Below are 12,951 nucleotides of genomic sequence, written 5' to 3' on the forward strand. Positions count from 1 at the left end.
TTTCGACTGGAGCTCACTTAGTGCGCCGTCAGGCCGCCGGACGCTTCGTCCGAAGCATCGGGCTTGACGTCGACCTTGCTGGCCTCCTCTTCCCAGACGATCGGCACGGGCACGCGGGTCAGCGCCTTGGCGACGACCTCATCCAGCCGCGAGACCGGAATGATGTCCATGCCGCCCTTGATCGCATCGGATATCTCCGTGAGATCCTTGGCGTTGTCCTCCGGGATCAGCACCGTCTTGATGCCGCCGCGCGCGGCAGCCAGCAGCTTCTCCTTCAGACCGCCGATCGGCAGCACGCGACCACGCAGCGTGATCTCGCCGGTCATCGCGACATCGTGGCGGACCGGAATGCCGGTCATGACCGAGATGATCGCGGTGGCCATCGCCACGCCGGCGGACGGACCGTCCTTCGGCGTTGCGCCCTCCGGCACGTGAACGTGGATGTCACGGCGATCGAACAGCGGCGGCTCGATGCCGTAGACGATCGCGCGCGAGCGGACGTAAGACGCCGCCGCCGAGATCGACTCCTTCATCACGTCGCGCAAATTGCCCGTGACCGTCATCTTGCCCTTACCGGGCATCATGACGCCTTCGATGGTGAGCAACTCGCCGCCGACATCGGTCCAAGCCAGGCCGGTAACGATACCGACCTGGTCCTCTTCGTCGATCTCGCCGTAGCGATACTTCGGAACGCCGAGGAACTCCTCGATATTCGCCTCGGTGACCTTCACCGACTTCTTCTTGGAGATCATCAGCTCCTTCACCGCCTTGCGGGCGAGTGTGGAGAGCTCACGCTCCAGGTTGCGCACACCCGCTTCGCGGGTGTAGCGGCGGATCATCAACAGCAAGGCCGCGTCGTCGATCGACCATTCCTTGGAGTCCAGACCGTGCTTGGAGATCGCGCTCGGGATCAGGTGCTTGCGCGCGATCTCGACCTTCTCGTTCTCGGTGTAGCCGGCGATCCGGATGATCTCCATGCGGTCCATCAGCGGGCCCGGAATATTCAGCGTATTCGCTGTCGTGATGAACATCACGTTGGACAGGTCGTAATCGACCTCCAGGTAGTGGTCGTTGAAGGTCGAGTTCTGCTCGGGGTCCAGAACCTCAAGCAGCGCCGACGACGGATCGCCGCGGAAATCGGCGCCCATCTTGTCGATCTCGTCCAGCAGGAACAGCGGGTTCGAGGTCTTCGCCTTGCGCATCGACTGGATGATCTTGCCGGGCATCGAGCCGATATAGGTGCGGCGGTGACCGCGGATCTCGGCCTCGTCACGCACGCCGCCGAGCGACACGCGCACGAACTCGCGCCCGGTCGCCTTGGCGATCGACTTGCCGAGCGAGGTCTTGCCGACGCCGGGAGGCCCGACCAGGCACAGGATCGGTCCGGTCAGCTTGTTGGCGCGCGACTGCACCGCGAGATACTCGACGATCCGGTCCTTGACCTTCTCGAGCCCGTAGTGATCGGAGTCCAACACCGCCTGCGCGGCCTCGAGGTCCTTCTTGACCTTGGACTTCTTGCCCCACGGGATCGACAGCAGCCAATCCAGATAGTTGCGCACGACGGTCGCTTCCGCGGACATCGGCGACATCTGGCGCAGCTTCTTCAGCTCGTGCTGTGCCTTCTCGCGCGCTTCCTTGGACAGCTTGGTCTTGGAGATCTTCTCCTCCAGATCGGCCAGCTCGTCGCGACCTTCGTCGTCGCCGAGCTCCTTCTGGATCGCCTTCATCTGCTCGTTCAGGTAATACTCGCGCTGGGTCTTCTCCATCTGGCGCTTGACGCGCGAGCGGATGCGCTTCTCGACCTGCAGCACCGAGATCTCGCTCTCCATCAGGCCCAGCACCTTCTCCAGGCGCTGCGTGACGGACAACGTCTCCAGGATGGCCTGACGATCGGCGATCTTGACCGCCAGATGCGAGGCAACGGTGTCGCCGAGCTTGGCGAAATCGGTGATCGCCTGAACCACGCCGACGACTTCGGCGGAGATCTTCTTGTTGAGCTTCACATAGCTCTCGAAGTCGGACACGACCGAACGCGACAGCGCCTCGGCTTCGACCGAGGTGGCGTCAGCGTCGGCGAGCGCGACCGCGGTCGCCTCGTAATACTCGCTGCGATCGGAATACTTCTCGACACGCGCGCGCTCGAGGCCCTCGACCAGCACCTTCACGGTGCCGTCGGGCAGTTTCAGGAGCTGCAGGACGCTGGCGAGCGTACCGGTCTCGTAGATTGAATCGGGTGCCGGATCGTCATCGGACGCGTTCTTCTGCGTCGCGAGCATGATCAACGCGTCGTTCTTCATCACCTCTTCGAGCGCGCGGATCGATTTCTCGCGGCCGACGAACAGCGGCACGATCATGTGCGGGAAGACGACGATGTCGCGGAGCGGCAGCACCGGATAGGAATGGCTTTCGCCGTGGACGATCGTTGGCCGGGGTTTTGAGGTCGTCATGGCCTTATCCTTTTGTTTTGCCCCCTTGCACGCAGTCCGCCTGCTTGCGCAACCGCCACAAGGTGCCTTGGTGATCCGGAAAGAGATTACCGTCAGCAGTCGCTTATTCCGCATCGTAAAGCGACGAATCTCAACACATGAGGTCCCTCGCCGATAGCATTAGGTGGCTATCAGGCCGGGGGGTGTCAAGTCTGAGAAGTGCCCGGAAATTCAGGCTAAACAGGCATTTACTGCGATGCCACAACGGCGCTGCTGGTGCGCCGCAACGGCCGCCGGATTGCCCGGCAGCCCTGCATTTTTGGCGGAAAGAGACGAGCGCTTTTAGGCGCTCGCGCTGCTCTCGACGGCGCGGTCGGAACGATCCGCGTAGATGTAGAGCGGACGCGCCGTTCCCTCGACCACTTCGCGCGAGATCACGACTTCCTCGACGCCTTCGAGGCCCGGGAGGTCGAACATGGTCTCGAGCAGGATGCTCTCCAGGATCGACCGCAGGCCGCGCGCACCGGTCTTGCGCTCGATCGCCCTGCGGGCGACCGCGCCAAGCGCCTCGTCGGCGAAAGTGAGCTCGATGTTCTCCATCTCGAACAGCCGCTGGTACTGCTTCACCAGCGCGTTTTTCGGATCGGTCAGGATCTTCTTCAGCGAGGCCTCGTCGAGGTCCTCCAGCGTCGCGACGACGGGCAGACGGCCGACGAATTCCGGGATCAGGCCGTACTTCAGCAGGTCTTCCGGCTCGACGTGGCGGAAGATCTCGCCGGTGCGGCGATCCTCCGGCGCGAGCACCTGCGCCGCGAAGCCGATCGAGGTCGAGCGGCCGCGCGCGGAGATGATCTTCTCGAGGCCCGAGAACGCACCGCCGCAGATGAACAGGATGTTGGTGGTATCCACCTGCAGGAACTCCTGCTGCGGATGCTTGCGGCCGCCCTGCGGCGGGACCGAGGCCACCGTGCCTTCCATGATCTTCAGCAGCGCCTGCTGGACGCCCTCGCCCGACACGTCGCGGGTGATCGAGGGATTGTCCGACTTGCGGCTGATCTTATCGATTTCGTCGATATAGACGATGCCGCGCTGCGCGCGCTCGACGTTGTAGTCGGCCGACTGCAGCAGCTTCAGGATGATGTTCTCGACGTCCTCGCCGACATAGCCGGCTTCGGTCAGCGTCGTCGCGTCAGCCATGGTAAACGGCACGTCGAGGATGCGGGCCAGCGTCTGCGCGAGCAGCGTCTTGCCCGAACCGGTCGGACCGATCAGCAGGATGTTCGACTTCGCCAGTTCGACGTCATTGTGCTTGGTCTGATGGTTAAGCCGCTTGTAGTGATTGTGGACGGCGACCGACAGCACCTTCTTGGCATGGCTCTGACCGATCACGTAGTCGTCCAGGACCTTGCAAATCTCCTTCGGCGTCGGGATGCCGTCGCGCGACTTCACCAGCGAGGATTTGTTCTCCTCGCGAATGATGTCCATGCACAGTTCGACACACTCGTCGCAAATGAAGACAGTCGGTCCGGCAATCAGCTTGCGAACTTCATGCTGGCTCTTGCCGCAGAACGAGCAGTATAGCGTGTTCTTGGCGTCGCTCGTGCCGACCTTACTCATTCATTATCTCCGTCCGCCGTTCGATCATTTGCCAGATCGACCCAATCCGGCACCAAACCGGAGCTTAAGGGTAGATAGAGCAAATTCCGTACCAAAAAAGAGCCTACGCAATACTGACCGTGCGAATCACGGTTTATTCGAATCTCCGCGATCTCGGCCGGCGCATTACAGCCAACCATGCTGGCACCCGACTATCAAGAATTCGCTAATCGGATGGCCGGCTCAAGACCGTGACAATACCGTGATTTTCAACGATCGCACGTGGAATACGCGCTGAAATCCACGGAACGTTGCGGGATTACCACGCCAGCATAGGAGCACGAAACCGGAACTTTCCGCCCACGCGCATGCACCTGCCGGCGGGTCCGCCCGTCCTGCTTTGCCGGTTATGTGAGGCGTCAATGTGGAGATCACACCGACGCCTCCAGAGGCCTGTTCCGATCAGGCGGCCTTGTCAGGCAGCCGCCTTAGGCAGCCTTGGCCGCCGACGGATCTTCCGGACGCTTGTCGATGACCTTGTCGACGAGGCCGAACGCCTTGGCGTCCTCAGCGGTGAGGAACTTGTCGCGCTCGAGCGCGTCCTCGATCGCCTTGTAGGTCTGGCCGGTGTGCTTCACATAGATCTCGTTGAGGCGCTTCTTGAGATTCAGGATCTCCTGCGCGTGCAGCATGATGTCGGTGGCCTGGCCCTGGAAGCCGCCCGAGGGCTGGTGCACCATGATGCGCGAATTCGGCAGCGAGAAGCGCATGTCCTTCTCGCCGGCCGCCAGCAGCAGCGAGCCCATCGAGGCCGCCTGCCCCGTGCACAGCGTCGACACCGGAGGGCGGATGAACTGCATCGTGTCGTAGATCGCAAGGCCCGACGTCACCACGCCGCCCGGCGAGTTGATGTACATCGAGATTTCCTTCTTCGGATTCTCGGCCTCGAGGAACAACAGCTGCGCGACAGTCAACGTTGCCATGCCGTCTTCCACCGGACCGGTGACGAAGATGATGCGCTCTTTCAGGAGACGCGAGAAAATGTCGTAGGCGCGTTCGCCGCGATTGGTCTGCTCGACGACCATCGGCACGAGGTTCATGTAGGTTTCAACGGGATCGCGCATTGGGACAACCCAGGGGTTAGGGGTGATGCAGAACTTTAAGGCTTAACCCAGATATGGGCCAATTTCCGGCCGACAAGACCGGCACTAGCCATCCGGGCAGGTCGCGGAAGTTCAAGCTGATTCGCATCTGCGCGCATAGCGACGGGATCCGTCGCGAGGCGCGCTTTCGCGGTTCATCATTAACGCGAGGTGCCGGAATTAAGCGGCAGTTTTCTCGGCATCTTCATCCTTGAACAGCTCATCCTTGGTGACCTTCTTCTCGGTCACAGTGGCGAGCTCGAGGACGAAGTCGACGACCTTGTCCTCGTAGATCGGGGCGCGGAGCTGGGCCAGCGCCTGGGCGTTGCTGCGGTAATAATCCCAGACTTCCTTCTCGCGGCCGGGCATCTGGCGCGCGCGCTCGATCACGGCCCGCGACACCTCGTCGTCGGTCACCGTGATCTTGTTCTTCTCGCCGATCTCCGACAGCACGAGGCCGAGGCGGACGCGGCGGTCGGCTATCTTGTGGTACTCCTCCTTGGCCGCATCCTCGGTGGTGTTCTCGTCGGCAAAAGTCTTGCCGGACGAGTCCATCTCGGCCTTGATCGAGTTCCACATCAGCTTGAACTCTTCGTCGACCAGCGACGGCGGCGCCTCGAACTTGTGGCTCTCGTCGAGCCGGTCGAGCAGCGCGCGCTTGACCTTCTGACGGGTCGCGCCGGCGAACTCGGCCGTCAGGCGCTCGCGCGCGGCCTCCTTCAGCTTGTCGAGCGACTCGAGCCCAAGCGTCTTGGCGAACTCGTCGTCGATCGTGGTTTCACCGGGCGCCTCGATCAGGGTCGCGGTGGTCTCGAACTCGGCTGGCTGGCCGGCGAGCTTTTCGTTGAGGTAGTTCTTCGGGAACGGGACCTTCAGCGTGCGGGTCTCGTTGGTGCCGATACCGATCAGCTGCTCCTCGAAGCCCGGGATGAACTGGCCGGCGCCGATCAGGACCTGGATGCCTTCGCCGGTGCCGCCCTCGAAGGCTTCACCGTTGATGGTGCCCTTGAAGCTGATGGTGACACGGTCGCCCTTCTCCGCCTTCGCACCCTCGGCCTTGGCATTATAGGGACGGCTGCCTTCGGCGATGCGCTTGATGGCATCGTCGATGTCGGCGTCGGAGACGTCGACCACCGGCTTCTCGACCGAGAACGACTTGAAATCGGCGAGCTGGATCTGCGGCACCACCTCGATCGCGACCGTGTAGGTCAGGTCGGTCTTGCCGGACAGCAGTTCCTCGACCTCGTCCTTCTCGGTCGGCATCGTGATCTTCGGCTCGCCGGCGAGGCGGAAGCCGCGCTCGGTGAAGATCTCCGTGTTGGTGTCGCGGATGGTCTGGTCGATGGTCTCGGCCATCACCGAGCGGCCATAGATCTTCTTCAGATGCGCCACCGGCACCTTGCCGGGACGGAAGCCGTTGAGACGGACCTTGTCCTTGAGGTCGACCAGCTTGGCGCCCGCCTTGGCATCGAGATCGGATGCCGGAACGCTGATCTTGAATTCGTGCTTCAGTCCCTCGTTGAGGGTCTCGGTGACCTGCATGGTATCAATCTTCTTCCGCTTTTGCCGCGGCCCGAGCGGCCGTTGCAGTGTTCAATCTGTTCGACGCGGAGCCTGGCGGCCTAACGTCTGTGGGTTCGGCGAACCGTCACCCCTTCGGGGCCAAAGGTTCTCCAAGGAATCGTCATGCAAACGCTGTAAGCGCTTGGTGCGGGCGGAGGGACTCGAACCCCCACAACTTTCGTCACTGGAACCTAAATCCAGCGCGTCTACCAGTTCCGCCACGCCCGCGAGAAAAGCATCCAATTCGGCCGCGGTGCCGCGGGCGGCGGGCTTATAACATGCGTCCACCGGTTCGCAGCAAAAAAATGGCCGCTGTGCAGCCCACCCTGCGACCGATCGCGACTGGACAGGCCCACTTGAAAATGGTCCGCATCGGCCGGATGGCAAGTCCCGAATTCCCTCCCGAATTTTCCCTCACCCGGCGCGACCTGATGGCCGCCCTCGGCGCCGCGGCGTTGTGCCCGGCTCTGCCGGCCGCGGGCTCGGCGCAGGGCCGGACGGCGGTCGCGCTGCAGGCCAAAACCGACCACATCCGGCTTCGTCCTGACGGTCCGGAAACGGCGGTCTGGTCGCTGGGCAGCGGCGACCTCCGCTTCAAGCGCGGCGAAGTGCTGGACGTGACGTTTGGGAATGAATTGCCGGTCGCGGCCGCACTCGATTGCCGGGGGCTCGATGGCGTCCCGGCCGCGGAGCCTCTCGCCTCCCGGGCGCCCCTCGCCGCGGGAGCAAAGGATACCTTCCAGCTCCCGCTTCGGCATGCCGGCACCTTCCTGTGCGAGCCGCTGCTCGGCGATGGCGGCACGGCCCCGGCGCGGCCGCGGCCGCTGATCGTGACCGGCACCTCGCCGGTTGCGGTCGATCGCGACGAGGTCTTGCTGATCGAGGAGTGGCGCCTGCGGGGGGATGGGAGCGCAATCCCGCCCGGGGATGATCCAAAAGATAGCTCGGCGATTCAAACAATTAACGGCAAAACCTCATACGAGATCTCGGTACCGGCCAATGCCCGGCTCAGACTTCGCTTTATCAATGGCAGCCAACGCAGCGTGCTGGCGGTCAAGTTGGAGAACCTCGAAGTCCGGGTAATGGCGATCGACGGCCAGCCTGCCGAACCGTTTTCAGCCCGGAACGGCGCGCTGGTGCTGGCGCCCGGAAGCCGCACCGATGTCTTTGTCGATGCGGCCGGGACGCCGGGAACCAGCTTCCCGATCCTGCTGCACGACGGCAAGCAGGCCCGCCCGGTCGGCAGGCTCGCGATCTCGAACGATCCGCCGCTCCGGCCGGCGCCGTTCCCGCCTGCTCCGCCGCTTCCGGCCAACGACATGCCCGCCCAGCTCGACCTCAGGAATGCGGCGCGGTTCGATCTGGCATTGGGCACGCCGACCGAATGGTTCCGGCCGGCCGATTTCAAACCGTCAGCCGCCCCGGCCTTTCAGGCCAAAGCCGGACGGCCGGTGGTGCTGGCGCTGACCAATCGCGGCACGATCGCCAGCGTGTTTCATCTGCACGGCCATCACTTCCGCCTGCTCGACCGGCTCGACGACGGCTGGAAGCCGTTCTGGCTCGACACGCTCGCAGTCGAACCGGGCCAGACCCAGCGCATCGCCTTCCTCGCCGAATATCCCGGCCGCTATCTGATCGAGCAAGTCGCGACCGACTGGGCCGCGCCGCGGCTCGTCCGATGGTACAGTGTCCAGTAACAAGAACGAGGAAACGCCCATGGGCCAGACAGTTGCAGCGATTCGCGGAGTGAAGGCACGAAGCGTCGTGGTGCCGCTCAAGCGCCCCGTGAAGACCGCGTTCGGCGTGATCGATTCCGGCCCGCTGATCCTGATCGATGTCGAGACCGATCAAGGCGTTACCGGCCGCACCTACATCTTCGCTTACAGCAAGCTCACACTTAAACCACTTGTCTATCTGATCGAGGAGATCGGCCGCGAGCTGATCGGCAAGCCGGTCGCGCCGTTCGACCTGATGAAGGCGATGGACGCCAAATTCCGGCTGCTCAGCGCGCAGGGTCTGGTCGGCATGGCCGTGTCCGGGCTCGACATGGCCTATTGGGATGTGCTCGGCCAGCTCGCCGGCCGCCCCCTGGCCGAGCTGCTTGGCGGCTCGGTGAAGCCGATCAAGGCCTATGACAGCTACGGCGCGGTCGATCCCGTTGCCGACGAGCGTGCGCTGCGCCGCTCGCTCGACCAAGGCTTCAAGGGCATCAAGATCAAGGGCGGCGACGGCGACGCCGCCAATGACGAGCGCGTCGTGAAGGGCGTGCGCGCCCTGCTCGGCCCCGACATCGCGCTGATGATCGACTTCAACCAGTCGCTCGATCCAGCGGAGGCCACACGACGCATCGCGCGGCTTGCGCCGTACGATTTGCACTGGATCGAGGAGCCGGTGCCGCAGGAGAGCCTCTCCGGTCACGCAAAAGTCCGCGAGACCTCACCGACCCCGATCCAGGCCGGCGAGAACTGGTGGTTTCCGCGCGGCTTTGCCGAGGCGATCGCGGCCGGCGCATCCGACTTCATCATGCCCGACGTGATGAAGGTCGGTGGCGTCACCGGCTGGATGCAGGTCGCGGGACAAGCCGATGCCGCATCGATCCCGATGTCGAGCCATCTGTTCGCGGAGGTCAGCGCGCATCTGCTCGCGGTGACGCCGACCGCGCACTGGCTCGAATTCCTCGACTTCGCCGGCGCGATCCTCGCAAAGCCCGCCGAGATCACCGATGGCGCGATGACCGCCCGCGGTCCCGGGCTCGGCATCGAATGGAACGAGCCGGCAGTCGCGAAATATTTCGTGAGCTAGCACGCGCCGGTTGGATGGGTGGAGCGCAGCGCTACCCATCAACTGTCTTTCGGCGCGATAAGGTGATGGGTTTCGCTGCGCTCTACCCATTCTACGCGCCCACCATCGATCGATCGTGCGCTTCACCTTTGCGACGTATTCATGTAGGCCGTCAGGACATCGGAGCGCCCCATGTCCAACACCAACAAGCTGACGCTCAAGTTTCGCTGTCCCACGGAGCTTGAAGGCCTGATACCGCCGCCCGTGCCGGCAGCGCAGGGCGTTCCGGACTGGCTCAAGACGATGCCGGCGACCGCCTACTCTTCGATCAACCTGCACGACGAGGACACCATCAAGCGCTGTCCGCCGTTCGTGGATGCGATGACCTGCGGATTCCTGCTGCCGCTGGTTTGCGACCTCAGGGTCGAAAACGGCGAAATCACCTGGGACCAGGACCTGCCGCCGGGAGGCACGCCCGAATTTCCGCGTTCGCCGATCGGCTTCCACGACCCGGGTCAGGTCAGCGGCACGCCGTTGTTTGAAGAAGGCCGCTTCTTCATCAAATTCCACAATCTGTGGACCGTCGAAGCCCCTGAAGGCTACGCCGTCTACTTCACGCATCCCGTCAATCGCTTCGACCTTCCGTTCACCACGCTGAGCGGCCTGGTCAATTCCGACCTTTATGCCGACAACTGGGTGCACTTTCCGGCGTACTGGCACGACCGTAATTTCAAAGGCGTGCTGCCGAAAGGGACTCCGATCGCGCAATGCATTCCAGTCAAGCGCGACAGCTGGTCCGCGCAGGCATCGCCCTTCACCGCGGAGGAAGCCAAACGCGTCGACGAATTCCGCGCTGAGCTTCGGCGAACGCCCAATCTCTACCGGAGAAACTTCCGGGCCTGAGGCGCGGCGAAAGCGTGTCGCAGAAAGCGTTCAGCTCGATTCCACGCCGAGGAATTTCGCCGCCGCGCTCCGGTCGAAGAAGAAGCGGCCATGCGATGATGCGGCCATCACGAATGTCGCGCGGCCCAGCAGTTGCGGCTGGCCACGCGTGACCGAGCGCAACGCCGCCTCACCGGCATTGCGGTCGCCCTGCTCGAGAAGGCAGGTGGCGAGGTGAGCACGGACCGAGCGGTCGTCCGGATACTGCGCGAGCACCTGGCGGAAAGCATCGGCCGCAGCCGCGTAGTCGCCGTGCAGGATCAGGATCCGGCCAAGTTCGTTGACGATGTCAGGGCGTCCCGGCGCGCTGTTGCGGGCGCTGGTCAGGATGCTGAGCGCTTTGCCGAGCTCACCGTTCTCGTGAAACAGGCGTCCCAGGCTGAGCTTCAGGTCGACATTGGCGGGCGCCAGCGCAAGGCCGGATTCGACGATGCCGATGGCGTCGCTACGTTGACCGACCTTGACAAGCTGACCCGCGAGTTCCTGGAACGAGGGAAAATAGGGCGGCCGACGCGCGACCGTGCGGCGCAGTTGCGCGATGCCATCGGCCGCGCGGCCGGCGCCGCACAGCAGGGCGCCAAGCAGGGTCTCGACTTCGCCGTCGTCGCCGCGACGCGCGATCCGTTCCAGCGATCCGATCGCCTCGCCTCCCCGATCCTGTCCCATCAGGGCATGCGCCAGCAGAAGCGCCGCGTTCCTGTCGGTACGGTTGGATTTCAGGATGCTGGCGGCAATCTGCTCGGCCTGAGCAAACTGTCGCGCCCGCAACGCCATTGCGCCTTGTTGCAGCGCCTGAGCGAGGAAATTGTTCTGCGTGGCACTCACGAGCGGGATTCACGGGATGCAAGGGAATGTCGTGGGGCTTTAGCCCGCCTCTTCCCACGCGTCCACCAAAAGTCCCGTGTCAGGGGGAGTTGAGCACTTCGCGAGCCTCCCCGCGCGTCCCCGCCGGAAGCGGAGGGATGATTGGATCTATGCGGGACAAGGATACGGCCGATCTTGTATGGTCGTGGCTGATCGGCGTGCCGCCGAACGAACCTGACACCATGTGACAGATCGGAGAACCAGGATGGCACAGTGCATCGTCATCGTTCAATTCGACCTCCCGAAGCGAACCGAGGAACAAGCCATCAAGGGCGGCATGGGCTCCGCGCCTGTTTATCGAAATCTCGCGACAACAGGGCTGATCCGCAAAGACTATCTCAACGGCGAGACCGGCACCGGCGGTGTTTACCTGTGGGAGACCCGCGCGGCGGCCGAGGCCTGGTTCACCGAGGCCAAGATCGCCGAGCTGACTGAACGGTTCGGAGCCCGGCCGCGGTTGACCTGGTACGACACGCACATCACCGTCGACAACCTCAAGGGCGAGACGCGGGTGAACCAATCCGCGCTGATTTCCGCCGCGGAATGAAAAGACGTCGGGTAGCGCGGCCTCTCGCAAAGTATCGCCCCGAGCGGCCTCGACGGCACCCGGCAGCTCAAGCGCGTTCGCGATGATCGCCCGATGGCTTGGCTGAGGTTGAATGAACCCCGCCCCCCTTGGCGGCCAACTTCGTCTCCTCCCGTATCATGTCGACGAAAGCGCGAAGCCCGGCGGTCATGTGCCGGTGCCGCGGATAATAGAGACGCAAGCCAGGAAATGGCGGCGTCCAGGCGTCCAGCACGGCTCGCAACGTTCCGGCGGCGAGATGCCCGGTTACCCAGAAATCGCTCACGAACGCCAGTCCCACGCCTTCGAGGGCTGCTTCGACCATCAAGCTGTCATTGTCGAGGGTCAGCCTGCCCGGGACATCCAGCACCATCTGCTCGCCGCCGCGCTTTTCGAACTCCCAGTGATAGAGCTTGCCGCTCGGCATCCGTCTGCGAATGCATTCATGGGTGAGCAAATCAAGCGGAGACCGCGGCACCGAACAACGTGCGAAATAGTCGGGCGCGCCAACGACGATGAAGCGCGTTTCCGGGCCGCAGGGAATCGCGACCATGTCCTGCGGCACGGCTTCGGCCAGCCGGATGCCGGCATCGAAACCTTCCGCGACAATATCGATGGGACGTCCTTCCAGGGTCAACTCGACGTTCATGTCAGGATAGTGCCGCAGAAATTTTGCGACGACCGGGCGAAGGATCTGGTGCGCGGCGCGCTCCTTCAGATTGATGCGCAGCGTTCCCGCAGGCGTGTCGCGAAACTCGTTCACATCCTCCATCGCGCCGGCAATCTCGCGCAGCGCGGGACTGACCCTGGCGAGGAAACGCTCTCCCGCTTCCGACAGCGCGACGCTGCGCGTCGTCCGATTGATGAGACGCACGCCAAGCCGCTTTTCCAGCCCGGCGATGGCATGGCTCAACGCCGAGGGCGAGATGCCGAGTTCCGTCGCGGCTGCGCGAAAGCTGCGATGCGCCGAGATCGCGACGACCGCGTTCAGCTCGAAAAGACCGGCATGCTGCATTGTTCGATTTCCTGCATCAGGTCATGTCACTCTATGCCGATTATTGCATTAATCAAA

Annotated in this window: 10 protein-coding genes and 1 tRNA gene; 4 read left to right on the forward strand and 7 right to left on the reverse strand. The window is 63.4% G+C overall.

Annotated elements, in window-relative coordinates; genetic code table 11:
* Window positions 1-17: 17 nt before the first annotated feature.
* The 5 genes from lon to G6P99_RS25890 form a co-directional block, all read right to left on the reverse strand.
* On the reverse strand, window positions 18-2,447 hold the full coding sequence (gene lon, locus G6P99_RS25870) for an endopeptidase La (protein WP_029082874.1): 2,430 nt from the start codon (window positions 2,445-2,447) through the stop codon (window positions 18-20).
* Window positions 2,448-2,768: 321 nt separating this feature from the next.
* A complete protein-coding gene (gene clpX / locus G6P99_RS25875) occupies window positions 2,769-4,043 on the reverse strand; it encodes an ATP-dependent Clp protease ATP-binding subunit ClpX (RefSeq protein WP_029082873.1) in 1,275 nt (424 codons plus the stop codon).
* A gap of 467 nt (window positions 4,044-4,510) precedes the next feature.
* On the reverse strand, window positions 4,511-5,146 hold the full coding sequence (locus tag G6P99_RS25880; RefSeq protein WP_029082872.1) for an ATP-dependent Clp protease proteolytic subunit: 636 nt from the start codon (window positions 5,144-5,146) through the stop codon (window positions 4,511-4,513).
* A 198-nt stretch (window positions 5,147-5,344) separates the two neighbouring features.
* Complete coding sequence (gene tig, locus G6P99_RS25885) at window positions 5,345-6,706, reverse strand: trigger factor (protein WP_029082871.1); 1,362 nt, start codon at window positions 6,704-6,706, stop codon at window positions 5,345-5,347.
* A 164-nt stretch (window positions 6,707-6,870) separates the two neighbouring features.
* A tRNA-Leu gene (locus tag G6P99_RS25890) sits at window positions 6,871-6,955 on the reverse strand.
* A 134-nt stretch (window positions 6,956-7,089) separates the two neighbouring features.
* On the opposite strand from G6P99_RS25890, the gene G6P99_RS25895 reads away from it, so the two are divergent.
* The 3 genes from G6P99_RS25895 to G6P99_RS25905 all read left to right on the forward strand — a co-directional run bounded on the left by G6P99_RS25895 (window position 7,090) and on the right by G6P99_RS25905 (window position 10,411).
* The gene (locus G6P99_RS25895) at window positions 7,090-8,424 is read left to right on the forward strand and encodes a multicopper oxidase family protein (protein WP_084518562.1); all 1,335 of its coding nucleotides are present in this window, start codon (window positions 7,090-7,092) and stop codon (window positions 8,422-8,424) included.
* A 19-nt stretch (window positions 8,425-8,443) separates the two neighbouring features.
* Window positions 8,444-9,529 carry an enolase C-terminal domain-like protein gene (locus tag G6P99_RS25900; protein ID WP_029082869.1) on the forward strand — a complete coding sequence of 362 codons (1,086 nt, stop codon included), beginning with the start codon at window positions 8,444-8,446 and terminating at the stop codon, window positions 9,527-9,529.
* 171 nt (window positions 9,530-9,700) lie between these two features.
* Window positions 9,701-10,411, forward strand: a complete 711-nt coding sequence (locus G6P99_RS25905; RefSeq protein ID WP_029082868.1) for a hypothetical protein — start codon at window positions 9,701-9,703, stop codon at window positions 10,409-10,411.
* 30 nt (window positions 10,412-10,441) lie between these two features.
* Here G6P99_RS25905 and G6P99_RS25910 read toward each other — a convergent pair whose 3' ends face one another.
* Complete coding sequence (locus G6P99_RS25910; RefSeq protein ID WP_165128985.1) at window positions 10,442-11,224, reverse strand: tetratricopeptide repeat protein; 783 nt, start codon at window positions 11,222-11,224, stop codon at window positions 10,442-10,444.
* Between the two features lie 295 nt (window positions 11,225-11,519).
* Between G6P99_RS25910 and G6P99_RS25915 the strand changes: the two genes are divergently transcribed.
* Window positions 11,520-11,861, forward strand: coding sequence for a hypothetical protein (locus G6P99_RS25915; RefSeq protein ID WP_029082866.1), 342 nt, complete (start codon window positions 11,520-11,522; stop codon window positions 11,859-11,861).
* 67 nt (window positions 11,862-11,928) lie between these two features.
* Here the strand turns inward: G6P99_RS25915 and G6P99_RS25920 are convergent, their stop codons facing one another.
* Complete coding sequence (locus G6P99_RS25920; RefSeq protein ID WP_029082865.1) at window positions 11,929-12,894, reverse strand: LysR family transcriptional regulator; 966 nt, start codon at window positions 12,892-12,894, stop codon at window positions 11,929-11,931.
* Between the last annotated feature and the right edge of the window lie 57 nt (window positions 12,895-12,951).

Origin of the sequence: Bradyrhizobium sp. 6(2017), from assembly GCF_011058295.2 — a bacterium.
In the GTDB taxonomy this organism is placed as follows: domain Bacteria; phylum Pseudomonadota; class Alphaproteobacteria; order Rhizobiales; family Xanthobacteraceae; genus Bradyrhizobium; species Bradyrhizobium septentrionale.

What these genes read in the sequence shown, in the direction of transcription:
- G6P99_RS25910 (WP_165128985.1), bottom strand. Translation starts at nt 11,224, where the DNA reads ATGGCGTTGCGGGCGCGACAGTTTGCTCAGGCCGAGCAGATTGCCGCC.
- G6P99_RS25880 (WP_029082872.1), bottom strand. Translation starts at nt 5,146, where the DNA reads ATGCGCGATCCCGTTGAAACCTACATGAACCTCGTGCCGATGGTCGTC.
- lon (WP_029082874.1), bottom strand. Translation starts at nt 2,447, where the DNA reads ATGACGACCTCAAAACCCCGGCCAACGATCGTCCACGGCGAAAGCCAT.
- tig (WP_029082871.1), bottom strand. Translation starts at nt 6,706, where the DNA reads ATGCAGGTCACCGAGACCCTCAACGAGGGACTGAAGCACGAATTCAAG.
- G6P99_RS25900 (WP_029082869.1), top strand. Translation starts at nt 8,444, where the DNA reads ATGGGCCAGACAGTTGCAGCGATTCGCGGAGTGAAGGCACGAAGCGTC.
- G6P99_RS25920 (WP_029082865.1), bottom strand. Translation starts at nt 12,894, where the DNA reads ATGCAGCATGCCGGTCTTTTCGAGCTGAACGCGGTCGTCGCGATCTCG.
- G6P99_RS25915 (WP_029082866.1), top strand. Translation starts at nt 11,520, where the DNA reads ATGGCACAGTGCATCGTCATCGTTCAATTCGACCTCCCGAAGCGAACC.
- G6P99_RS25895 (WP_084518562.1), top strand. Translation starts at nt 7,090, where the DNA reads ATGGTCCGCATCGGCCGGATGGCAAGTCCCGAATTCCCTCCCGAATTT.
- G6P99_RS25905 (WP_029082868.1), top strand. Translation starts at nt 9,701, where the DNA reads ATGTCCAACACCAACAAGCTGACGCTCAAGTTTCGCTGTCCCACGGAG.
- clpX (WP_029082873.1), bottom strand. Translation starts at nt 4,043, where the DNA reads ATGAGTAAGGTCGGCACGAGCGACGCCAAGAACACGCTATACTGCTCG.